Source organism: Streptomyces sp. 7-21 (assembly GCF_016741785.1).
Lineage (GTDB): Bacteria > Actinomycetota > Actinomycetes > Streptomycetales > Streptomycetaceae > Streptomyces.
The window spans coordinates 190,925-213,347 of the sequence record NZ_JAERRL010000009.1; the positions used below are offsets into that span (position 1 = coordinate 190,925).

At 74.1% G+C, this 22,423-nt stretch carries 21 protein-coding genes and 1 tRNA gene; 3 read left to right on the forward strand and 19 right to left on the reverse strand.

Going from position 1 to position 22,423, the window contains the following annotated elements; genetic code table 11:
- Nucleotides 1–187: 187 nt before the first annotated feature.
- The 14 genes from JK356_RS14015 to JK356_RS14080 form a co-directional block, all read right to left on the reverse strand.
- Nucleotides 188–1,195, reverse strand: a complete 1,008-nt coding sequence (locus JK356_RS14015; RefSeq protein ID WP_201868099.1) for a sugar phosphate isomerase/epimerase — start codon at nt 1,193–1,195, stop codon at nt 188–190.
- Nucleotides 1,195–2,604 carry an alkaline phosphatase family protein gene (locus tag JK356_RS14020; RefSeq protein WP_201868101.1) on the reverse strand — a complete coding sequence of 470 codons (1,410 nt, stop codon included), beginning with the start codon at nt 2,602–2,604 and terminating at the stop codon, nt 1,195–1,197. Before JK356_RS14020 ends, JK356_RS14015 begins: the two co-directional genes overlap by 1 nt.
- Nucleotides 2,601–3,785: a metabolite traffic protein EboE gene (gene eboE / locus JK356_RS14025; RefSeq protein WP_201868103.1), complete on the reverse strand. Its 1,185-nt coding sequence runs from the start codon at nt 3,783–3,785 to the stop codon at nt 2,601–2,603. The genes JK356_RS14020 and eboE overlap by 4 nt, the downstream gene beginning before the upstream one ends.
- 2 nt (nt 3,786–3,787) lie before the next feature.
- Nucleotides 3,788–4,675: a TatD family hydrolase gene (locus JK356_RS14030; protein WP_201868105.1), complete on the reverse strand. Its 888-nt coding sequence runs from the start codon at nt 4,673–4,675 to the stop codon at nt 3,788–3,790.
- A 5-nt stretch (nt 4,676–4,680) separates the two neighbouring features.
- Entirely contained in the window at nt 4,681–5,421 is a 741-nt protein-coding gene (locus JK356_RS14035) for an EboA domain-containing protein (protein WP_201868107.1), read from the reverse strand.
- Nucleotides 5,418–6,275 carry a sugar phosphate isomerase/epimerase gene (locus JK356_RS14040; RefSeq protein WP_201868109.1) on the reverse strand — a complete coding sequence of 286 codons (858 nt, stop codon included), beginning with the start codon at nt 6,273–6,275 and terminating at the stop codon, nt 5,418–5,420. Before JK356_RS14040 ends, JK356_RS14035 begins: the two co-directional genes overlap by 4 nt.
- A complete protein-coding gene (locus JK356_RS22220; RefSeq protein WP_201868111.1) occupies nt 6,272–7,303 on the reverse strand; it encodes an SCO3242 family prenyltransferase in 1,032 nt (343 codons plus the stop codon). Before JK356_RS22220 ends, JK356_RS14040 begins: the two co-directional genes overlap by 4 nt.
- Nucleotides 7,300–8,466: an inositol-3-phosphate synthase gene (locus JK356_RS14050; RefSeq protein ID WP_201868113.1), complete on the reverse strand. Its 1,167-nt coding sequence runs from the start codon at nt 8,464–8,466 to the stop codon at nt 7,300–7,302. The genes JK356_RS22220 and JK356_RS14050 overlap by 4 nt, the downstream gene beginning before the upstream one ends.
- Nucleotides 8,463–9,644, reverse strand: a complete 1,182-nt coding sequence (locus JK356_RS14055) for a Gfo/Idh/MocA family protein (RefSeq protein WP_236671268.1) — start codon at nt 9,642–9,644, stop codon at nt 8,463–8,465. The genes JK356_RS14050 and JK356_RS14055 overlap by 4 nt, the downstream gene beginning before the upstream one ends.
- A gap of 108 nt (nt 9,645–9,752) precedes the next feature.
- Complete coding sequence (locus JK356_RS14060; protein WP_201868114.1) at nt 9,753–10,811, reverse strand: substrate-binding domain-containing protein; 1,059 nt, start codon at nt 10,809–10,811, stop codon at nt 9,753–9,755.
- A 7-nt stretch (nt 10,812–10,818) separates the two neighbouring features.
- Nucleotides 10,819–11,910, reverse strand: coding sequence for an ABC transporter permease (locus JK356_RS14065; protein ID WP_307815573.1), 1,092 nt, complete (start codon nt 11,908–11,910; stop codon nt 10,819–10,821).
- Nucleotides 11,907–13,391, reverse strand: coding sequence for a sugar ABC transporter ATP-binding protein (locus tag JK356_RS14070; RefSeq protein WP_201868192.1), 1,485 nt, complete (start codon nt 13,389–13,391; stop codon nt 11,907–11,909). Before JK356_RS14070 ends, JK356_RS14065 begins: the two co-directional genes overlap by 4 nt.
- 29 nt (nt 13,392–13,420) lie before the next feature.
- Nucleotides 13,421–14,641: an ROK family transcriptional regulator gene (locus JK356_RS14075; protein WP_201868115.1), complete on the reverse strand. Its 1,221-nt coding sequence runs from the start codon at nt 14,639–14,641 to the stop codon at nt 13,421–13,423.
- A 325-nt stretch (nt 14,642–14,966) separates the two neighbouring features.
- Complete coding sequence (locus tag JK356_RS14080; protein ID WP_201868116.1) at nt 14,967–16,160, reverse strand: ROK family transcriptional regulator; 1,194 nt, start codon at nt 16,158–16,160, stop codon at nt 14,967–14,969.
- A gap of 191 nt (nt 16,161–16,351) precedes the next feature.
- Between JK356_RS14080 and JK356_RS14085 the strand changes: the two genes are divergently transcribed.
- Together JK356_RS14085 and JK356_RS14090 are read left to right on the forward strand one after the other, a co-directional pair.
- Nucleotides 16,352–17,200: a glycerophosphodiester phosphodiesterase gene (locus tag JK356_RS14085; RefSeq protein ID WP_201868117.1), complete on the forward strand. Its 849-nt coding sequence runs from the start codon at nt 16,352–16,354 to the stop codon at nt 17,198–17,200.
- Nucleotides 17,201–17,239: 39 nt separating this feature from the next.
- Nucleotides 17,240–17,992, forward strand: a complete 753-nt coding sequence (locus JK356_RS14090; protein WP_201868118.1) for a phospholipid scramblase-related protein — start codon at nt 17,240–17,242, stop codon at nt 17,990–17,992.
- Nucleotides 17,993–18,199: 207 nt separating this feature from the next.
- Here the strand turns inward: JK356_RS14090 and JK356_RS14095 are convergent.
- The 3 genes from JK356_RS14095 to JK356_RS14105 all read right to left on the reverse strand — a co-directional run bounded on the left by JK356_RS14095 (nt 18,200) and on the right by JK356_RS14105 (nt 20,232).
- Nucleotides 18,200–18,272 (reverse strand) — tRNA-Ala (locus JK356_RS14095).
- A 95-nt stretch (nt 18,273–18,367) separates the two neighbouring features.
- Nucleotides 18,368–18,601: a hypothetical protein gene (locus tag JK356_RS14100; RefSeq protein WP_201868120.1), complete on the reverse strand. Its 234-nt coding sequence runs from the start codon at nt 18,599–18,601 to the stop codon at nt 18,368–18,370.
- A gap of 173 nt (nt 18,602–18,774) precedes the next feature.
- Nucleotides 18,775–20,232 carry an MFS transporter gene (locus JK356_RS14105; protein WP_201868122.1) on the reverse strand — a complete coding sequence of 486 codons (1,458 nt, stop codon included), beginning with the start codon at nt 20,230–20,232 and terminating at the stop codon, nt 18,775–18,777.
- Between the two features lie 115 nt (nt 20,233–20,347).
- Here JK356_RS14105 and JK356_RS14110 point away from each other — a divergent pair, with 115 nt between their 5' ends.
- Nucleotides 20,348–21,217 carry a helix-turn-helix transcriptional regulator gene (locus JK356_RS14110; RefSeq protein WP_201868124.1) on the forward strand — a complete coding sequence of 290 codons (870 nt, stop codon included), beginning with the start codon at nt 20,348–20,350 and terminating at the stop codon, nt 21,215–21,217.
- Nucleotides 21,218–21,300: 83 nt separating this feature from the next.
- On the opposite strand, the gene JK356_RS14115 is transcribed toward JK356_RS14110, so the two are convergent.
- Together JK356_RS14115 and rsfS are read right to left on the reverse strand one after the other, a co-directional pair.
- Nucleotides 21,301–21,969 carry a histidine phosphatase family protein gene (locus tag JK356_RS14115; protein WP_307815574.1) on the reverse strand — a complete coding sequence of 223 codons (669 nt, stop codon included), beginning with the start codon at nt 21,967–21,969 and terminating at the stop codon, nt 21,301–21,303.
- The gene (rsfS, locus tag JK356_RS14120) at nt 21,966–22,370 is read right to left on the reverse strand and encodes a ribosome silencing factor (RefSeq protein WP_201868127.1); all 405 of its coding nucleotides are present in this window, start codon (nt 22,368–22,370) and stop codon (nt 21,966–21,968) included. Before rsfS ends, JK356_RS14115 begins: the two co-directional genes overlap by 4 nt.
- Nucleotides 22,371–22,423 lie beyond the last annotated feature (53 nt).

Consider the following 22,423-nt stretch of genomic DNA (forward strand, 5'->3'; position numbering starts at 1 on the left):
CAAAAAAACCCCTCGCATGGAGGGGTGCCGCGCTGAACTGGCTCTCCGGTACGGATTCAGCGCGGCCTGGTAAGGAGAAGGCGTACGGCACGCATGGCGTCAGGGTACCGCACCAGCTGCGGAAACGGCTGCGGTCGTGACGCGCCCGGGGGCTCCCGGGCCCGGGCGGCCCGGGAGCCCGGCGCGGTCAGTCGCCGCTGCTGAAGGCGGCGTCGAAGGCGTCGGCCGGGGGCTCGAAGAAGTTCTCCCGGACGAACTTCACGGCCTCGGCGGCGCCGCGCAGACGGTCCATGCCCGCGTCCTCCCACTCGACGGAGATCGGGCCGTCGTAGCCGATGGCGCCCAGCACGCGGAAGCACTGCTCCCACGGCACGTCGCCGTGGCCCGTGGAGACGAAGTCCCAGCCGCGCCGCGCGTCCGCCCAGGCCAGGTGGGAGCCGAGGCGGCCGTTGCGGCCGTTGCCGGTGCGCAGCTTCGTGTCCTTGCAGTCCACGTGGTAGATCCGGTCGCGGAAGTCCCACAGGAAGCTGACCGGGTCGATCCCCTGCCACACCATGTGGCTCGGGTCCCAGTTCAGGCCGAACGCCTCGCGGTGCCCGATCGCCTCGAGCGTGCGGACGGTCGTCCAGTAGTCGTAGGCGATCTCGGACGGGTGCACCTCGTGCGCGAAGCGGACACCCACCTCGTCGAAGACGTCGAGGATGGGGTTCCAGCGGTCGGCGAAGTCCTGGTAGCCGGCGTCGATGTACTCCTGCCCCACGGGCGGGAACATCGCCACGTACTTCCAGATCGACGACCCGGTGAAGCCGACGACGGTCTTGACGCCCAGCCGGGCCGCGGCCCGGGCGGTCATCTTCATCTCCTCGGCCGCCCGCTGCCGCACGCCCTCGGGCTCGCCGTCGCCCCAGATGCGGTCGGGCAGGATGGCGCGGTGGCGGTGGTCGATGGGGTCGTCGCAGACCGCCTGGCCCTTGAGGTGGTTGGAGATCGTCCACACCTTCAGGCCGTGCTTCTCCAGGATGTCCAGGCGGTTGCGGACGTAGGCGTCGTCCTCGGCCGCCCTCCACACGTCGAGGTGGTCACCCCAGCAGGCGATCTCCAGGCCGTCGTAGCCCCACTCGGCGGCCAGCCGGGCCACCTCCTCGAACGGCAGGTCGGCCCACTGCCCGGTGAACAGCGTGATCGGTCGGCTCATCACAACTCCTGTTTCTGTGTCTCGGCGCTCTGTGGCTCCGGAAGTCCCGCGAGTTCCAGCATCAGGTCGCGCACCTGCGCCGCGGCCATCCGCTCCCGCGAGGTCGACGGGTCGTCGCACAGGACGACGGGTCCGTCCCGCTCGTCGTCGGGCAGCCGCCCGTGGGTGCCGCGCACCCAGCGGCCGTCGAGCGGCACGACGTCCATGGCGTACCGCAGGCCGAGCTTCTTGCGCACCAGGCCGAGGCCCGCGCGCAGCTTGGCGCGGTTGGGGTCGGCCGGGTCGAGGAACAGCTCGGCCGGGTCGTAGCCGGGCTTGCGGTGGATCTCCACGCCGCGCGCGAAGTCCGGCGCGTGCCCGTTGTTCCGCCAGTAGTAGTAGGTGAACCACGCCTCCGGCTCGGCGACCAGCACCAGCTCACCCGCGCGCTCGTGGTCGAGGCCGTACTCCCGCTGCGCCTCGCGGTCCAGCACCAGGTCCACACCGGGCAGGTCGGCGCACAGCCGGGCGACGGCGGGGATGTCGGCCGGGTCGGCGACGTAGACGTGGGCGACCTGGTGGTCGGCCACGGCGAAGGCGCGGGAGGTCCACGGGTCCAGGTACTCCATGCCCTCCTGCGTGTACACCTCCAGCAGCTTGGCCTTGCGCAGCGCCCGGTTGATGTGGACCGGCCGGCTGGCGCGCGTGATGCCGTACTCGCTCACCACCAGGGTCCGCGCGCCCAGCTCCCGGGCCTGGTCCAGCAGCGGCGCGAGCGCCCGGTCGACGTCGCGGGCCGCCGTGACGGCCTGCGGGCTGTCCGGCCCGTACCGCTGGAGGTCGTAGTCGAGATGCGGCACGTAGACGAGGGTGAGGTCGGCGCGCGGCAGCAGGCGGCGGGCGGCGCCGATGATCCACTCGCTGGAACGCAGCGAGGCGGTCGGTCCCCAGTACTGGAACAGGGGGAACCTGCCCAGCGAGGAGGTCAGTTCGTCGTGGAGCGCGGGCGGCCGGGTGTAGCAGTCGGGCGACTTGCGGCCGTCGGCGTGGTAGACGGGCCGGGGCGTGACGGTCCAGTCGGTGGCGGCGCCCATGGCGTACCACCAGCAGACGTTGGCCACGCGGTAGCCGGGCACGGTGCGGCGGGCGGTGTCCCAGACCTTCTCGCCGCGCACCAGGCGGTTGTGCTGCCGCCACAGGTAGATCTCGCCCAGGTCCCGGAAGTACCAGCCGTTGCCGACGATGCCGTGGTCCCGGGGCGCCTTGCCGGTGAGGAACGTGGACTGCACCGAGCACGTCACGGCGGGCAGCACCGTCTCCAGCGGTGCCTGCCAGCCGCTTTCGGCCACGGCCCGCAGGTGGGGGGTGTGCGCGAGCAGGCGGGGCGTGAGGCCCACCACGTCGAGCACGAGCAGGCGGTTGTGTGTCATGCCGTCGCCTCCTTCAGGCCAATGTCGCGGAGCCGGTCGGCCACCCACCGCAGTTCGGCGGCGAGGCCGCGCGCCAGCTGGTCCTCGTCCTCGGGCCGCTGCCCGGCGGGCAGCACCGACCAGGTGTAGGTCTCGGCCTCGACGTGGTCGGTGAGGGCGCGTTCGCCGCCGAACAGGGCGCGCAGCGTGCCGGTGAGCTGCTCGTGGGTGGTGACCAGCGGGGGCGTGGGGTCGGCGTGCAAGGGCACGTGGTAGTGCACGCGCCACGGCCCGGCGCCGGGCAGCGCGCGCTTGCCCGCGAGCGCCTCCGGCAGGTCGTCGCGCCCCGCCACGCGCCCGGAGGCGGCGCGCTCGCGGACCTGGTGCAGGAACCGGTCCTCGGCGTAGGCGGCGAGCGCCTCCCGCGTGGCCGGGTCGGCCGGGTCCGCGACGTGCAGCGCGGCGGACGCCTGCGTCTTGACGATGGGCAGCCCGGCCGCCGCGAGCCGCTCCGGGGCGGTGGCGGGGTCCTCGAAGCCGGTGGCGAGGTGGCAGGCGTCGAGGCACACGCCCAGGCGGCGCGCGTCCACGCCCGCGAGCCGCTCGGCCGCGTCGTCCAGCGTCTCGACGGCGCAGCCCGGCTCGGGTTCGAGGCCGACGCGGATGGTGCGGCCGGTCTCCTCCTCCAGCACGGCGAGGCCCTCGGCGAGCCGGTCCAGGTAGGCGCGGGCGCGCTGCTGCCGTTCGTCGTGCCAGCCCGCGCGCCACCCCAGCGGCAGGGTCGAGACGCTGCCGCGCCGCACGCCGGGCGGCAGCAGTCTCGCCAGCAGCCGGGCGCAGTCGAGGGTGTAGGCCAGGCGGGCGGGCTGGGTCCAGTCGGGCTGGTAGACGGCCTTCTTGACCTGGGGGTCGTGGAAGCCCTGGTAGGGGAAGGCGTTGAGGGTGACGACCTCCAGGCCGTGGTCGTCGAGCGCCCGCTTCAGCTCCTCGAGGTCGCGCTCGCCCGAGGCGCCCGAGAGCGCGGCGGCGACCGGCGCGGGCAGCCACAGCCCCATGCCGAGGCGGTCGGTGCCCAGGTGCTCGCGCACGGCGGCGCCGAAGCGGCGGACGTGGCGCAGCAGGCCCGCGACGTCCTCGGTGGGGTGGACGTTGGTGCAGTAGGCGAGGTGGACGAGCGTGCCGTCGGGGTGGGTGAACCGCATGCTCAGTCCTCCGTTCCGGGACGCTCCCCGCGCAGTATGGAGTTGCCCGCGAAGGTGGCGGCGGGCGCGGCCAGTTCGCCGTCCGGCTCGCCGTCGGCGTCCAGCAGCAGCCGGCCGCTCTGGCCGTAGAACTCCACCGGGTTGCGCCACAGCACGCGGTCGATGTCGTCCTCGCTGAAGCCGTGGGCGCGCATCGCCTCGGCCGTGGCGACGGTCTTCAGCGGGTCGCTGCGGCCCCAGTCGGCGGCCGAGTTGACGATCATGCGGTCCAGGCCGCGCTCGGCGAGGATGCGGACCATGCGGTGCTCGTCCATCTTGGTGTCGGGGTAGATGGAGAAGCCCATCCAGCACCCGGAGTCGGCGACCATGCCGACGGTGGTCTCGTTGAGGTGGTCGACCAGCACCTTCTCGGGCGGCAGGCCGCTGGCGGCCACGAGCTGGAGGGTGCGGCGGGTGCCCGCCGCCTTGTCGCGGTGCGGGGTGTGCACCAGCACCGGCAGGTCGTGTTCCCCGGCGAGTTCGAGGTGGCGCAGGAAGACCTTCTCCTCCTCGTCGGTCATCGAGTCGAAGCCGGTCTCGCCGACGGCCACCACCCCGTCCTTGGCGAGGTACCGGGGCAGCACCTGAAGGACGCCCGCGCAGCGCGGGTCGTTGGCCTCCTTGGGGTTGAGGGCGAGGGTGCAGTGGTGGGCGATGCCGAACTGCGAGGCCCGGAACCGTTCCCAGCCCAGCAGGCCGTCGAAGTAGTCGGTGAACGAGCCGACGTTGGTGCGGGGCTGGCCGAGCCAGAAGGCGGGCTCCGTCACGGCGCGCACCCCGGCGTCGCGCATCCGCTCGTAGTCGTCGGTGGTGCGGGAGGTCATGTGGATGTGGGGGTCGAAGATGCGCATCTTCTTCAGTCCTCCTTCTGGGGCCCGCCCGGTGACGGCAGGGCGAGCAGGCGCTCGGCGTCGGGCGGCACGTCGCGCCCGGCGGCCTGGCGTTCCCGGACGTAGTCGGCGGCCATGCGGGCCAGTTCGGCGTCGGCGCGGTCGGCGAGCCCGGCGACGGCGGCCAGCGGCACCCCCGTGAAGAGGCACTTGAGCACGCCGTGCCGCCACGCGGCGGCGTCGAGGCGGCGGGCGGCGTACGGGCCGAGGGCGGCGGCGATCAGGCGGGGGTCGTTGCTGCGCAGGGCGTCGGTGACGAGCGGCAGGCCCGCCTCGCCGATGCCGCCGGGGCCGCCGGGCCGGTCGAGCACGTCGAGGGCGCGGAGCACGGCCCGCTTCTCGTCGGCGTCGCCGTACCGGTAGAGCGCGGCGGTCTCCTCGGCGACGCGGTGCGGCTCCCCCCGCTCGCACCAGGCGCGGGCGGCGGCGGCGAGCACGGCGACGCGCGCCCGGTCCTCCAGGCGCCAGCTGAGCAGGCCGTCCGGGTCGCCGGGGTCGCCGGGCCCGCGCGCGACGCGGCGGGCGACGGCGGGGAACAGCGTGGCGACGCGGCCGGGGTCGGCGGCGACCTCGGCCGTCAGCGGAGCCAGCCGGGCGCGCGCCTCCTCACCGGGCAGTTCCTCCCCGGCGGGGTGCGGCGCGGCGGGCGGCTGTGAGGGCGGGGATGACTGGGGTGGCTGGGGTGGCTGGGCTTCGGTCTGGGTCATGACACCTCCAGGGCGGTTCGGAGAGCGTCGAGTGAGCGGCGGGCGACCTCGGGCGCGGCGTGGCCGTGCCGGGGCAGTTCGACGGAGGCCAGGCCGGTGTACCCGGCGGCCACCAGGGCGGAGAGCGCGGCGGGCAGGTCCACCTCGCCCTCGCCGAACTCCAGGTGCTCGTGGACGCCGGGGCGCATGTCGTCGAGCTGGACATTGGCGAGCAGCGGGCCGGCTTTCTTGACGCATGCGGCCTCGCTGACGGGCTCGTTGCACACGCAGTGGCCGATGTCGAGCGTCACGCGCAGCGCCTCGGGCTCGCCGAGCCTGCGGCGCAGTTCCAGCACCCCGTCCAGGGTGTCGACGAACATGCCGGGCTCGGGTTCGAACGCGCAGACCACGCCGCGCCGCTCGGCCTCCTCCACGACGGCGGCCACACCTGGCACCAGGCGCTGCCAGCCCTCCTCCTCGCTGGTGCCGCGCGGCGGGGTGCCGGACCAGAAGGACACGGCCTCGGCGCCGAGGTCCTCGGCGATCCGCACGGCGCGCCGCAGCAGGTCCACGCGGCGCTCGCGGCCCTCGGGCTCGGCGGAGACCAGGTTGGGCTGGTGCTTGCGCCAGGGGTCGAGCGCGTAGCGGGCGCCGGTCTCGACGACGACGGCGAGACCCAGCGCCTCCAGCCTGCGGCGCACGGCCGCGGTCTGGGCGGCCACGTCGGAGGCGAACGGGTCCAGGTGGGGGTGGTCGACGGTCAGGGCCACGCCGTCGTAGCCCAGGCCCGCGATGACGTCCAGGGCGTCGGTGAGGCGGTGGCTGGCGAAGCCGTTGGTGCCGTATCCGAAACGGAGGGAACCGCGGGTCGTCATGTCTCGGACACCACCTTGGAGGCGGCGCGGGCGAGGGGAACCGCCGCCGCCAGAGTGAGCGCCAGGGCGGGGGCCCCGGCACGGGCGATCAGTGCGGACTGGAGCGGGATCATGCCGCGGATGCCGGTGCCGGTCGCCGCGCGGACGGTGGGTGCGTCGGGGCGGGCGGCGGCCGTCAGCTGGGCGCGGCCGACGGTGGCGCCGTACACCGCCGCCAGGGCGGCGGCGGCGCGGCCGGTGCCGGGCCGCTGTCCGGCGCCGGATCCCCTCCGCCCGGCGCCGGGCAGCGCCGCGGCGAGCGCGGCCAGGCGCCGGGCCCGGCCCCGGCCCGGGTCCGCCGCGGCCCCACGCCAGCGGGCCACGGCGCCGCTCCCGGCCGGCGGCCGGGGGCGGTCCCCGGTGCCGGCCGGAAGCGGTGCTCCGGCAGCCGCCGCGGCACCGGCCGTGCACAGCGCCGCCGCGCCCGCGGTCCGCCGCGAGGTGCCGTGCACCTCGCCGCGGCTCAGCAGCGTCACCCCGGCGGTGTGGACGGCCAGGGCCGCCGCCGGTAGGGCGGCGCGCCGCCAGTGCGGCCCGGCGCCGAGCAGCACGTCCAGGCCCCGGGCCGCCGCCATCGCGGCGGGCCCGGCCGCCGTCGGCTTGGCGGCCAGGTCGTACGCCCAGACCGTGGCGGCCAGCGGCACGGCCGTCCGCAGCGCGGTCCGCCCGCCGGCGGCCGCCGCCAGGCCGAGCCCGGCGGCGGTCAGTCCCACGGAGATCCCGAGCGCCTGTCCCGGCGTCACCCGGCCCGACGGCAGGGGACGTTCGGGGCGCTCGGCGCGGTCCAGGTCACGGTCGGCGTAGTCGTTGAGCGCCATGCCCGCCCAGTACAGGCAGGCCGAGGCCAGCGGCGTCAGCCAGGTGCGCCGCCCGTAGGGGAACCCGGCCGCCGCCGCACCGGCCAGGGAGTCTCCTGGCACGGTGAGGGCGGCCGGGGCGCGTATGAGGTCGGCGATGTCCCGGGGGCTTGGCAGGGTGGAACGGCTCATGGCGCCTTGTCTTCCCCGGCACGGGCGCACCAATCGAGCAACTCCTGCCACTGCTGGCTCAGCTCGTGGGTGTCGGTGCCCGCCGGGTCCTTGAAGAAGAACCCGAACTCCGGCACCGGGCCCCGCTCGCCCCGTGCGTGCGCCCGGGCGAGCAGCCGCACGAGGTCGAGCACGAGCGGGGCGGCCAGCGAGGAGTCGCAGCCCTCCCACGTGAACTGCATCGTCATCCGCGTGCCGAGGAATCCCTCGAAAGACACCAGGTCCCAGGCGGTCTTCCAGTCGCCGAGGTCCGGCACGTAGTCGATGTGCAGCGGCCCCTGGACCGGGTGGCCGAGGATGCGCTCCAGGCCGCGGCCCTTGCTGGCGGTCTTGCTCGCGGCGTTGGCCGGGTCGGCGAGCGCCTCGCCGTCGCCGCCGCCGAGCAGGTTGACCGACGACCAGGACCGCACGCGCAGCGCCCGCATGGCGAACATCGGCGCCAGCACCGTCTTGAGCAGCGTCTCGCCCGTCTTGCCGTCCGAGCCCGCCCAGGGCACCCCCTGCTCCTGGGCGAGGCGCGCCAGCGCTGGCAGCCCCGGCCCCGGGCTGGGGGTGAACGCCACGTACGGGCAGCCCGCCCGGAACGCCGCGTAGGCGTACAGGGAGCTGCCGGGCAGCGGGGAACGCCCCGCGTCGAGCGCCTCCTGAAGCCGGTCCAGGTCCTCCAGCGCCGGGTCGGCGGGCGCGGGCGGGGAGGTGCTGGTGACGTCCACCACGACGACCCGGTCCAGCCCGTGCTCCTCGCGGAACGCGCGGATGTCCGCCTCGGTGCGGCGCGCCGCCTCACGCTGGGTGAGGTTCTCGCCGGGCAGGTGCGCCGGGCGTATCCGCTCGTCGGCGGCGGCGAGTTCGCCGCTGAGGGCGCGGACCAGTGCCTGCGGGAAGACGCCGCCCTCGGCGAGTTCCTCGGCGCGCTTGGGCAGGCAGGCGGTGCTGATGTCGTGTCCCCCGGTCACCAGCCCGTCCAGGCCGGGCAGGCCCGCGGCGGCGACCGGCGGCAGCTCGCTGACCATGCCGGTGCGGTCGGCGAGCCCCGCCCGGACGGCCAGCGCGCCGAGGGTGGCGGTGACGGCGACCGAGCCGCGCGCGCCCGCGAACCACAGCCCGAGCGACCCGGCCGTCATTGCGGGATCTCCGTCCACGCGCTGCCGTTGGCGGCGCTGGCCTCGACCGCCGCCAGCACCCGCTGCACGCGCAGCCCGTCGGCGAAGGACGGCTCCGGCTGCGCGCCCTCGGCGATGGCGTTGATGAGGTCCACCGCCTGGTGGGTGAACGAGTGCTCGTAGCCGAGGATGTGGCCGGGCGGCCACCAGCCCTCGACGTAGGGGTGGCTGGGCTCGGTGGCCAGTACCCGCCGGTACCCGGCCCGGTCGGCGTCCTCGGTGCTGTCGTAGACGTGGAGGACGTTCATGTCTTCCAGGTCGAACGCGATGCTGCCGCGCGAGCCGTTGATCTCGATGCGCAGCGCGTTCTTGCGGCCGGAGGCGAAGCGGGTCGCCTCGAATGTCGCCAGCGCCCCGCCGCTGAGGCGGGCGAGGAAGACGGCGGCGTCGTCGACGGTGACCTCGCCGCGGCCGGTGCCGGCCGTGGCGGTGAGCCCGGACGCCGACTCCGGCAGCGGCCGCTCGCGGACGAAGGTCTCCAGCAGGGCGCTGACGCCGGTGATGGTCTCGCCGGTGAGGAACTGCGTGAGGTCCACGATGTGCGCGCCGATGTCGCCGAGCGCGCCGGAGCCCGCCCGCTCCTTCTGGAGCCGCCAGGTCAGCGGGGCCTCGGGGTCGGTCAGCCAGTCCTGGAGGTACTGGGCGCGGACGTGCCGGATCTCGCCGACGGTGCCCTGGCTGATGAGGCGGCGGGCGAGCGCGAGGGCGGGGACGCGCCGGTAGCTGAAGCCGACCATGGCGCGCACGCCGGAGCGGGCCGCCTTGGCCGCCGCCTCGGCCATGGCCTCGGCCTCGGCCACGGTGTTGGCCAGCGGCTTCTCACACAGCACGTGCTTGCCCGCCTCGAGCGCGGCGATGGCGATCTCGGCGTGCGTGTCGCCGGGCGTGCACACGTCCACGAGGTCGATGTCGTCCCGGGCGATGAGCTGGCGCCAGTCCGTTTCGACGCTTTCCCACCCGAACTTGGCGGCGACGTCGGCGGCGGCCTCGCGGTTCCGGCCGCCGAGCGCCCGCAGCCGAGGCACGAGCGGGACGTCGAAGAAACCGGGCGCGTTGCGCCATCCCTGGGAGTGGGCCGCGCCCATGAACGCGTATCCCACCATGCCGATGCCGAGTTCCGGCTTGCCGTCAAGGGTCATGAAAGCTGCCTTCCGTTGGGCCCGAGGGCCATGGGTGACCAGGTGCTGCCGTGGCCGGGTGGCCGCGCCCCGCGGCGGGGCGCGGCCACCGGTGTGGTCACGGCGTTCTCACGATTCAAATGCCTGATCGATGTACTGGTCGACGTTGTCCGCCGTGACGACGGGCGCGTCGAGCACGATCCGGCGCGGCACTTCCAGCTGGACGAGGTCGGACATGCCCTTGTCCTGGGCGAGGAGCCGGGCGAGCTTGATGCCGTCGGCTGCCTGCGTCGGCGGGTACAGGACGGTGGCCTCCATCTCGCCCTCCTGGATCCACCGCATGGCGTTGGCCGATCCGGCGCCGCCGATGAAGAAGAACTCGTCGCGCCCGGCGTTGTCGAATGCCTGCTTCACGCCAACGCCCTGGTCGTCGTCGTGGTTCCAGATGATGTCGATGTGGTCGGCGGCCTGGAGGAGGTTGGACGCCTGCGCCTCGCCGGACTCGACGGTGAAGTCGGCGGCCACGCGGTTGTCGACCTCCTGGCCGCAGTCCTCCAGGGCGTCGGCGAAGCCCTGGGAGCGTTCCTGCGTCAGCGGCAGGGAGTCGGTGCCCGCGATCTCGGCGATCACCGGGTCCTGGAGGTCGTGCTCCTGGACCAGCTGGCAGGCGTAGCGGCCGGCGGACAGGCCCATGCCGTAGTTGTTGCCGAGGATGGTGACGCGGGCGGCGGCCGGGTCGGAGAACTCGCGGTCCACGTTGATGACGGGGATGCCCGCGTTCATCGCCCGCAGCGCCACGTCGGTGAGCTGCGCGCCGTCCACCGGCAGCAGCACGATGGCGTCCACGTCCTGGTTGATGAACGTCTCGACCTGGCTGATCTGGAGGCTGGGGTCGTTGGTCGCCTCGGCGACGCGCAGGTCGATGTCGGAGTACTGCTCGGCGGCGGCGATGGCCGAGTCGTTGACGGCGGCGAGCCAGCCGTGGTCGGCCTCCGGGCCGGACCAGCCGATCGTCACGGTCTCGCCGGGGTCGTCGTTGTTGCTGGTGGCGCCGGTGTTGCCGGACGGGGCGCTGGAGTCGTCCTCTTCCGCGTTGCTGGTGCAGCCCGCTACCAGCGTGGTGGCGACGGCGAGAGCGGCGGCGGGAGCCAGCAGCCGGCTCAGGCGGGTACGCGCGCGACGGGGCATGGTCACGTCACTCCTTTGTGAGAAGTCTCGGTCGGCGGAAGCCGCCGCCGGCGGCGACACGCTGCTGGAGCAGCACGGCGGCGATGATGATCAGGCCCTTCGCCACGGCCTGGGTGGAGGTGTCGAGGTTGTTGAGCGTGAAGACGTTGGTGAGCGTGGTGAAGATCAGCACGCCCAGTACGGTGCCGGTGATGGTGCCGCGGCCGCCGCTGAGCAGCGTGCCACCGATCACGACAGCGGCGATGGCGTCGAGTTCGTAGAGCTGGCCGTGGTTGGCGGTGCCCGTGGTGGTGCGGGCCATGAGCATCACGGCGGCGATGCCGCAGGCGAGGCCGAGCAGCATGTACAGCAGCACGGTGTGGCGCTTGACGGCGATGCCCGCGAGCCGGGCGGCGGTGGCGTTGCCGCCGACGGCGATGGTGCGGCGGCCGAAGGTGGTGCGGTTGAGCAGGATCCAGCCGCAGACGGCGACGACGGCGAAGATCCACACCAGGGTGGGGATGCCGAGGATCTCGCCGTTGACGGCGCCCTGGAAACTGTCGTTGTCGATGACCTGGGTCTTCCGGTCCGAGATCATCTCGGCCAGGCCGCGGGCGCCCGCCATCATGGCGAGCGTCATGATGAACGGCGCCATGCCGCCGTAGGCGATGAGCACCCCGTTGATGAAGCCGCACACGACGCCCACGGTCAGCGCCGTGAACACCATCACGCCCCAGCCGTAGTCCTCGGCCATGTTCTGGGTGGCGACGGTGGTGGCCCACACGGAGGCGAGCGCCACCAGGGAGCCGACCGACAGGTCGATGCCGCCGCCGATGATGACGAAGGTCATGCCGACGCTGACGACGCCGATGACCGAGGCCAGGCGGAGGACCGTCATCAGGTTGCCCGAGTCGACGAAGCGGTCCCCGGCGGTGACGGCGCCGATCGCGCCGAGCGCGAGCAGCGCGATCACCAGGCCCAGGTTCCGCCCGCCGGAGGAGGCCAGGAACCGGCCGAGGCCGGTGCGCGGGCCGGCGTCGGCGCCGGCCGCCTCGATGCGCCCGTGTTCGTCCGCGGGCGGCGCGGCCGCGACGGACGCGGCCGGCGACTGCTCACTCACGCTGCGCTCCCTTCCATGACGAGATCAAGTACGCGGTGTTCGTCGATGTCCTCGGCCGGTCCCTCGTGGACGACGCGGCCCTCGCGCAGCACCAGGACCCGGTCGGCGAGCCCGAGCACCTCGGGCACCTCGCTGCTGACCACCACGACGGCGACGCCCGAGGCCGCCAGCCGCCGGATGAGCGCGTAGATCTCGCTGCGCGCCCCCACGTCCACGCCCCGGGTCGGCTCGTCCAGCAGCAGCACCCGGCACTCACGCAGCAGCCACCGGGCCAGCAGCACTTTCTGCTGGTTGCCGCCGGAGAGGGTGCGCGCGGCGCGTTCGACGTCGGCGGGCCGCACGTCGAGCGCCCGGGTCTCGCGCACGGCGGCCTCGCGTTCGCCGCTCCGGCGCAGGAACCCGGCGCGGGAGAAGGTGCGCAGGGTCGCGAGGCTGACGTTGCGTGCGATGGACTCGTCGAGCAGCAGGCCCTGGGTCTTGCGTTCCTCCGGGCACAGGCCGACGCCGGCGGCGACGGCGGCCCGCACCGAGCCGGGCCGCAGCCGCCGCCCCGCCACCGTGACCGTGCCGGCGGTGGCCCGGCGGGCTCCGAAGACCGTCTCGAGAATCTCGGAGCGGCCGGAGCCGACGAGGCCGGCGAGGCCGACGATCTCCCCGGCCCGCACCGTCAGGTCGACGCCGGAGAAGACGCCGCGGTGGCTGAGGCCGGAGACGTCGAGCACGACGGGCGCGCTGGCATCGGCCGGCGCCCGTTCGGGGAAGACGTACTCGATGTCCCGGCCGGTCATCAGCTGGATCAGCTCGCTGGTGGGGGTCTGGCTGGCGGGCAGCCCGGCGGCGACGGTGCGGCCGTCCTTCAGCACGGTGACGCGGTCGCCGATCTCGCGGATCTCCTCCATCCGGTGAGAGATGTAGACCACGGCGACGCCCTGGGCGGTGAGGTCGCGGATGACGGAGAAGAGGCGGGAGACCTCCTCCTGGTCGAGCACGGCGGACGGCTCGTCCATCACGATCAGCCTGGCGTCGTGGGACAGGGCGCGCGCCATGGAGACGATCTGCTTGCCCGCGGCGGGCAGCGAGCCGACCGGGGTGGCCGGGGATATCTCGGGGTGGCCGAGCCGGGCCAGCAGCTGGGCGGCGGAACGTTTCGCCGCGCCGGGGCGCGTGAAGCCGGCGGTGGCGGGTTCGTGGCCAAGGCAGATGTTCTCCGCGACGCTCAGCCCGTCAACGAGGTCGAGCTCCTGGTAGATCGTGGCGATGCCCTGCCGCATGGCGGCGACCGGGTTGCTCAGGCGCACCCGCTCCCCCCGCCAGGTGATGGTGCCGCCGTCGGGCTGGTGGGCGCCCGCGAGCACCTTGATGAGGGTGGACTTGCCGGCGCCGTTCTGCCCGAGCAGGCAGTGCACCTCGCCGGCCTCGACGTCGAGCTCCACGCCGTCGAGCGCGCGCACCCCGGGAAAGGTCTTGACGATGCCGCGCATCGCGAGGAGGGGCTGGTCCCCCGTGGTTGTCATGCCGCGCCTCCGGACAGCTGGGAAGGAACAGAGGTGGGGTCGGTCAGGACGGCCTCCAGCGCGGCGTGGGCGCCGCCCCGGCAGGCCGCGGTGAAGCCGAGCGTGGACAGCTCGACGCGGCAGCCGCCGCGCGCGGGCAGCACGGCCCGCCGGTCGAGTTCGGCCTCCATGGCGGGCAGCAGGAGGTCGCCGAGCACGGCGAAGTAGCCGCCCAGGGTGATGACCCGGGGGTCGAAGAGGTTGATGAGGATGGCGGCGCCGAGGCCCAGGCTGGTGCCGATGGCGTGCAGGCCGCGGAGCGTGCGGGCGTCGCTGAGGGCGGCGCGGCGGCGGATCTCCGACAGCCGGGTCCGCGGGTCGAGCGCCGGGTTGGTCAGGTCGTCGTCGGGATCGGCGACCTCGCGGAGCAGGGCGGCCGGGCCGATGGACGTCTCCCAGCAGCCGCGCTGCCCGCAGCCGCAGCGGTGGGCGGGGTCGCCGATGGGCAGGTGGCCGATCTGGCCGCCGTAGCCCTCGGCGCCGCGCAGCAGGGTGCCGCCGGTAATGACGCCGCCGCCCAGGCAGCTGTCGCCAGTGACGTGCACCAGGTCGGGCACGCCCGCGCAGCTGCCCGCCGTGTACTCGGCCAGGGCGCCGAGCGCGGCGGCGTCGGCGGCGCGGACCGGCACGCCGGGGGCTGCGAGCCGGGCCGCGAGCCCGGCGGCGACCGGCACGTCGCGCCAGCCGAGACCCGGGGAGTGCCGGACAATCCCGGGCGCCGTCTCGACCATTCCGGGCACGGCGACGGTGATGCCCGCGACGTCCCGGCCCCGTTCCCGGGCCCGGGCGATGGCGGCGGTGACGGCGGCGGCCAGCTCGTCGAGAGTGCGCTCGGTGCCGAGCGCGGTGACGTCCAGTGCCGTCTGGGTACGCAGTACCTCCTCGCCGCGCAGGTCGAGCACGAGCACGGCGATGTGGCCGGCGGCGATCTCGGCGCCGAGGCCGCAGACCCGGCCGTCGATCTCGACGGACAGGCCGGGGCGGCCGACGCCGCCGCGCTCCACCCGGCCCTCGCGGACCAGGCCGAGCGCGACGAGTTCGGCGACGAGGCTGGAGACGGTCGCCTTGTTCAGCCCGGTGTCGTCGGCGATGCGGGCGCGGGAGCGCGGGCCGGACTCGCGGAGGTCGCGCAGCACCATGGCGAGGTTCTGGCGCCGCAGCAGCTGCCCGTCGCTCACCTGCCCTCCCTCCTCACGTCCGCCGGGGCGTGATCCGCGTCACGCACTTTCGTCTGTCGGGCCAACAAACTAAGAACGGCACCAGGGCCGGTCAAGGGATCCGACAGCGGTTTTTTCGCGAGACCAGACGATTGATCGCCGAACGCTTGCGAAACTTTGCCCGCTAGCCTTCGAAAGTGACGCGGCGTGCCGGCTCGCTGGCGCCGCCCGCCGCCGCGGCGCTCCGGCGCATGAGAAAACCGCGCGGACCAGCGCCCCCGCAGGGGCCGTTCCGCGCGGTCGCGTCCCGCAAGCCCGCCGGGCCCGCGGTGCTACGGCATGGCTGCTACGGCGTGGCGAAGATGGCGTCGCTGACCAGCGCCGCCGCGCCCACGACGCCGGCGCCGTCGCCCAGTTCGCTGAGCACGACGGGAAGGTTGCCGGTGGCCAGCGGCAGCGAGCGCCGGTAGACGACGCCCCTGATCTCCGCCAGCAGCGGGTGGCCGAGCCGCGACACCCGCCCGCCGATCACGATCAGGCCGGGGTTGAAGAACGACACCAGACTGGCCAGCACCCAGCCCACCCGGTGCCCGCCGTCCCGCATCATCTGCACGGCGTGCGCGTCGCCCTGCGCCACCGCCGTGGACACGTCCGCCGCGCTGACCTCACCCTTCTCCGCCAGGATGGCGGCCAGCGCCGGCGACCTGCCCGACCGCGCCGCCGCCTCAGCGTCCCGGGCCAGTGCCGCGCCGCCGAAGAACGCCTCCAGGCAGCCGGTGTTGCCGCAGGCGCAGGCCGGCCCGAACTCCTCGACGCGGATGTGGCCAATGTCCCCGGCGCAGCCGTCCACGCCCCGGTACAGCTGCCCGTCCACGACGATGCCGCAGCCGATGCCGGTGCCGATCTTGACGAAGAGGAAGTCACGGGCGGTGCGCGCCACCCCCGAGTGCTGCTCGGCGAGCGCCATCAGGTTCACGTCGTTGTCCAGCAGCACCGGGCAGCCCAGCTCGCGGGAGAGCGCGTCGCGGACCGGATAGCCGTCCCAGCCGGGCATGATCGGCGGCGAAACGGGCACGCCGCTGTGGAAGTCCACCGGCCCCGGTACCCCGACACCGGCGCCCGCGGGACGCTCGACGCCCTGCTCGGCCATGACCTTGCGCGCCAGCTCCAGGGCGCGCGCCAGGACGTGCTCGGGGCCGAGCCGGACGTCCAGCGGCACGTACTCCTGGGACAGCACGCTCAGCCGCCCGTCGGTGACGGCCACCGACAGCGAGGTCGCGCCGATCGCGATGCCGACGAAACGCAGGCTGGACGACAGGTCGACAAGCGTGGAGCGGCGGCCGCCGCGCGACGCGGCCGGCCCGGCGCGCTCGGCCAGGCCCAGCTCCGTCAGCCGCGCCACCTCACCGGCCATTGTGGTGCGGGAGACTCCGAGCCGGTCGGCCAGTTCGACCCGGGAGAGCGGGCCCTCGTCCCGCAGCAGCTTGAGAACTCGGGCCTGGGTGGCGGTTTCCGGGCGTCCGGCGAGCGTGTACGGCATGTGCCCATGATGCCAGCTTTCGCAACCAGCCGTCGAAAGTAGCGCGTTTCCCGGCACGTGAGTCCGGCCACCCGGCCCCGCGGCTGGCGGGCCGGCCGGGACTGACGGCGTCGAGGCCAAGAAGCGGCCGGTGACCCCGGCGGCGCGGCCTGGCAGGCGCCCCACCGGGAAACCGGGGAGAATCCATGGTGATGGCACGAGTCCCTTCCGCCTGGCGCACGGCGGCCGCGGCCGCCGCCGTGTGCGGCTGCCTGGGCCTGACCGCCCAGCCCGCAAGCGCCGGGGACGGCCCCGCCGTGGTCGCCCACCGCGGATCCTCCGGCATGGCGCCGGAGAACACCGCGGCCGCCATCGGGCTCGCGATCGACCAGGGCGCCGACGCCGTCGAGATCGACGTGCAGCGCACGCGCGACGGCCGCCTGGTGAGCTTCCACGACTGCACGCTGGAGCGGACCACCAACGCCGAGGAGGTCTACCCGGACCGCGACAGCTACCGCGTCTCCGACTTCACCTGGGCGCAGCTGCGGCGGCTCGACGCCGGCTCGTGGTTCCACGAGGACTACGCCGGCGAGCGGATCATCACCGTCGACGAGGTCATCTCCCGCGTGGACGGCGAGACCGGCCTGCTCGCCGAGATCAGCCCGTGCGCGCACGACGACGGCCTGGCCGCCGGCCTCGCCGCCCTGCTGCGGGACCGCCCCCGCTACCTCCGCCAGGCGCTCGCCTCCCACCAGCTGGCCGTGCAGTCCTTCAAGACGGACGACGCCAGAGCGTTCCACCGCCTGATGCCCCGCGTGCCTGTGGGCGTCCTCACCGCGGAGCGCCCCACCGGCGCCGAACTGCGGGACCTCGCCGGCTGGGCGGACCAGGTCAACCCACGGTACACGGTGACCGACCGGGAGCTGGTGGACCGGATCCACGGACTCGGCATGGACGTCAAGGTCTGGACCGTGGACGAGCCGGACGTGATGCGCACCATGGCCGGCCTCGGCGTCGACGCCCTCATCACCGACTTCCCGCAGTCGATGATCCAGCCGTAACCGTCCCGGCGCGCCCGGCGGGCAGATAGCCTGCCCGGTATGACTGGACCCGCGAACACCGCCCCCGGCTGGTATCAGGACCCGCAGGGACCGCCCGGCACGCAGCGCTGGTGGGACGGCACGCAGTGGACCGCGCAGACCGCTCCTGCTGCCGCCGGGCAGCCCGGCCAGGCGCCCCCGGGCGGAGACGGCGACGCGCTCTTCACCGAGCCCGTGCTGGTGGTGAACCAGAAGACCAAGCTCATCGAACTCACCAACGAGTACAGCGTCTTCGACGCGCAGGGGCGCACCATCGGCACTGTGGTGCAGGTCGGCCAGAGCGTGCTGCGCAAGGCGTTCCGCTTCTTCTCCAGCCTGGACCAGTACCTCACCCACCGGCTGGAGATCCGCGACGCGACGGGCCGTCCCCGCCTGGTCCTCACCCGCCCCGCGAAGATCTTCAAGTCGCGGGTCGTCGTCACCCGCCCGGACGGAGCGCCGGTCGGCGAGATCAGGCAGGAGAACGTCTTCGGCCACATCCACTTCGCCATGGAGGCCGGCGGCCAGCGGGTCGGCGCCATCAAGGCGGAGAACTGGCGGGCCTGGGACTTCGCGATCGTCGACCACACCGACACGGAGATAGCCAGGATCACCAAGACCTGGGAGGGCCTGGCGAAGACGCTCTTCACCACGGCCGACAACTACGTGCTCCGCATTCACCGGCAGCTGCCGGACCCGCTGCTCAGCCTCATGCTCGCCACCGCCCTGACCGTGGACACCGCCCTCAAGCAGGACGCGCGCGGCCTGGGCTGACCCCCGCCAGGCGGTGCGGTGTCCGGGAGCGGGGAGCGGCCGGAACCGTCGCGGCCGGCCACAGCCGGCCCGGCCGCGAAGGGGGCCGCAGGACCGGCCGGCTGGCGACGGACCGGACTGCCGGCGGTGATCCGCCGCGTCCGTCACGCGGAGAGTCACTCACCACACTTCAGGGGCCCTTCCGGATCCGGAAGGGCCCCTGGCCTGTGGAGCTAAGGAGAATCGAACTCCTGACCTCTTGCATGCCATGCAAGCGCTCTACCAACTGAGCTATAGCCCCGAGTTGCTCCGCTTTCCCGGTCCCCCGGTGCGGCGGCGACGCCTACTTTACATGGACTGACCCGTGCTCTGGCAAATCCGTTGCCGGCCCGGGGATCAGACGCTGGCGAACGAGTAGAACCGCTTCAGAGCGCAGTGCTCGTCCAGGAGCCTGCCGTAGATCGGCTCGCCCTCCAGCTCGCGGTAGACCTCGATCGGGTCGCCCTTGATGATCAGCGCCCGAGCACACTCCACACACCAGTACTGGTAGGCGACATTGACAGGCTGGAGATCGCGGACAATCGGCGTGCCGCAGCCGCACCAGTCGCACTTCCTGCTGTGAGCACCCATGAGCAGTCAGCCCCGCCTCCGGTCGTGGGCCGTGCGCACCTGGCATACCCTCCATCAGCGCCGCGTGATCGTCGTCACCGATTCTGCCACGTTGACGGCGGCCCGATAAGCGGCCAATCCCGCCTCCGCCCCGATGGAGACGGGATCGATACAACGCACACCGCCAAGCGGGCTCAGCGGGCGCGCCGCCGCGCCAGGACCGCCGCGACAGCGCCCAGCAGGGCCGCCGCCGCCAGCGCCGTCATCGACACGCCCACCGCCTGAGCCGTCGACCCGCTGCTCCGCGCCCGGTCCAGGAACAGCGTGCCGAACGTCGCCGTCCCCAGCAGCGGGCCGAGCTGCGTCATCGTGCCGGTCACCCCGCTGGCATCCGCCGCGTACTCCGGCCGCACCAGGCTCAGCGCGCCCGCGAGCGTGGGACTGTACGCGAGCCCGAGACCGGCGCCCTGCACCCCGAAGCACACCAGCTCCAGCACCCCCACACCGGAACCGTCCCACAGCAGCAGCCCCGCGCCGAGCAGGGCGGCCGACGCCATGGCCAGGCCCACCGGCGGCAGCAGCCCGTGCCAGCGCGCCGGAAGCGACCGCCACAGCAGCGAGGCGCCGCCGAACGCCACCGCCGTCGGCAGGAACGTCAGGCCCGTCCGCAGCGCCCCGTAGCCGAGGCCGGACTGCGCCTCGGATCCCTGGAGGTGCAGCGAGAAGACGAAGAGGTTGCCGCCGTTGAGCCCCGTCACCACGCACAGCAGGAACGCGGCCAGCGGCATCCCGGGAGCCCGCAGCACCAGCGGCGAGAGCAGCGGCGCGCCCCCGCGGCGCGCCAGGCGCGACTCGTACCAGGCGAACGCGCCCAGCAGCACGGCGCTCGCGCCCAGCGAGGCCCAGCACCACGCCGGCCAGCCCTCCTCCTGCCCGAGCACCAGCGGCACGGTGAACGCCAGCGCCGTGGCGCTCAGCAGCACCAGGCCCGGCAGGTCCAGCGGGCGCGCCCGCTCCGCCGCGCCGGTGCCGCCCAGCGGCAGCACCCGGACGCCGAGCAGCACCAGCGTCAGCCCGATCGGCACGTTCACCAGGAAGACCGGCCGCCAGCCCCAGCCGAACAGGTCGGCGCTCACCAGCGCGCCGCCCGCCACCTGCCCGGCCACCGCGCCCGTGGCGGCGACCGCGGCGAAGGCCGTGAGCGCCCGGACCCGGGCGGTGCCGCTGAGCGTGCGCTGGATCAGGCTGAGCACCTGCGGCAGCATCAGCGCCGCTCCCGCGCCCTGGACGAAGCGGAACGCGATCAGCTGCCCCGCGCCGCCCGCGACACCGCACGCCAGCGAGGCGGCGGTGAACCCGGCGAGCCCGGCGAGGAACACCCGCCCGGGGCCGTGCCGCCCGCCCAGCCGCGCGCCCGTGACCAGGAGGACGGCGTACGAGATCGTGTAGCCGGCCACGACGAGCTGGAGTCCGCCGCCGGAGGCGCCCAGGTCCGCCCGCATCGAGGGCGCGGCCACGTTGACGATGAACAGGTCGAGCATTGCCATGAACTGCGCGGCGAGCACGACCGCCAGCAGCCAGCCGGGCCGCCGCCGGGCCGCGGGCCGGTCCGCGCCCCGTGCGGCGGCCGGAGCAAGGGTCGTTGTGGTCATGGCCGCCAGCCTGCGGCGCGCGCGGTACCGGTAACGAGAGCCAGCGGATACTGGTACTGCCAGCAACCCCCGTACCCCTGGCGCACGCCACGTCCGTCCCGCAGTCTGGGAGGCCATGACGGTGACCGCGACGACGAGCAGCGGCCCCGCGGCGCGCCCCCGGCGCCGCCGGCCGGAGCTGGCCGCCTTCCTGCGGGGCAGGCGGGCGCGCATCACGCCCGAGGAGGCCGGCCTGCCCGCGGGCCCCCGTCGGCGCACCCCGGGCCTGCGCCGCGAGGAGGTCGCGCAGCTCGCCGGGATCGGGATCACCTGGTACACGTGGCTGGAGCAGGGCCGCCCCATCAACGCCAGCGGCCAGGTCCTCGACGCGGTCGCCCGCGTGCTGCGGCTCGACGAGGCCGAGCGGGAGCACCTGTACCACCTGGCCGAGGTGCCCTTCGTGCCCCGGCACGACCAGCTGCCGCGCGAGGTCGGCCCCGACGTGCGGACCGTGCTGAGCGCGCTCGAACCGCTGCCCGCCGTCGTGTACAACGCGCGGTACGACATCCTCGCGCACAACGCCTTCTACCCGGCGCTGATGTTCGCCTCCCCCACCTACCCCGAAGGGGTGCCGCGCAACGCGACGGAGGCGCTGTTCACCGGCCCGCCCGAGTCCTGCCCCGTGGTCTTCCGGAAGGAAGAGCTGCGGCTGATGGTGGCCTCGCTGCGCGGCGCCTACGGCAACCACGTCGGCGAGCCGGCGTGGGAGTCGTTCCTGCGGCGGATGCGCGCGCGGAGCCCGGAGTTCGCCGCGATGTGGGCCAGCGGGGACGTGGCGCCGCACGGGCCCCGGGTGAAGGTGTTCCGCCATCCGGTGGCGGGCGAGCTCCGGCTGCGCACCCTGTCGCTGGCGGTCAGCGGCATGCCGGAGACCCGCATGGTCGTCTACACCGGGGATGACGAGGCCACCCAGGCCCGCATGGCCCGCCTGCGCGAGGGGGACTGAACGGGCCGGGCGCCTGTTCTGCTGTCTTCCGCTGTCTTCCGCCGTCTGCTGCCGCTTCCCGCCGCGGTGCCGCGCGGCGCCGCTCAGACGTCGTCGCCGAGCACCGGCTCAGGCAGGGAGCCCGCGTTGTGCTCCAGCAGGCGCCAGCCGCGCACGCTCTGGCCCAGCACGGACCAGCTGCAGTTGGCCAGCCCGCCCAGCGCCTCCCAGCTGCCCTGGGGCAGACCGAGCAGCCGGCCGATCGTGGTGCGGATCGTGCCGCCGTGGGAGACGACGACGAGCAGGCCGCCCTCGGGGATCTTCTCGGCGGCGCGCTCCACGACGGGCGCGGCCCGGTCGGCCACCTCGCTCTCCAGCTCGCCGCCACCGCGCCGCACCGGCTCGCCGCGCTTCCACGCGTCGTACTGCTCGCCGAACCGCGCCCTGATCTCCTCGTGCGTCAGGCCCTGCCAGGCGCCGGCGTACGACTCCCGCAGCGCCTCGTCGTAGGTGACCTCCAGGCCGGTGAGCGCGGCCAGCTCCGCCGCCGTGGCGACGGTCCGCCGCAGGTCGGAGGAGATGATGGCGTCCGGCTTCAGGCTCGCCAGCAGCCGGGCGGCGCGCTTGGCCTGCGCGACGCCGACGTCGGTGAGGTCGATGTCGGTGGTGCCCTGGAACCGGCGCTCCAGGTTCCACGCGGTCTGGCCGTGCCGCCACAGCACGATGCGGCGGGGCGGCCCGGACTCGTTCCGGGAGCTGCTCAGCGTGCTCACCGCCCCTCGGCCGTGGCGTCCGCCTTGCCCTGGGTGGCCAGGGCATCCGGCGGCAGGTCCATCACCGGGCAGTCCTTCCACAGCCGCTCCAGGGCGTAGAAGACCCGCTCCTCGGAGTGCTGCACGTGGATGACGACGTCCACGTAGTCGAGCAGCACCCAGCGGCCCTCGCGCTCGCCCTCGCGGCGGACGGGCCGTGCCCCCAGCTCGCGCAGCCGCTCCTCGATGCCCTCGACGATCGCCCTGACCTGCCGGTCGTTCGGCGCGGAGGCGAGCAGGAAGGCATCCGTGATCGCCAGTACGTCGCTGACGTCGTACGCGATGATGTCGTGCGCCAGCTTGTCGGCGGCGGCCTGGGCGGCGGCCTCGATCAGCTCTCTGGCGCGGTCGGTGGCGGTCACAGGTGAAGCTCTCTCCTTCTCTGCGTAGCTCTCCGTGCAGCCGGGTGGGGCTT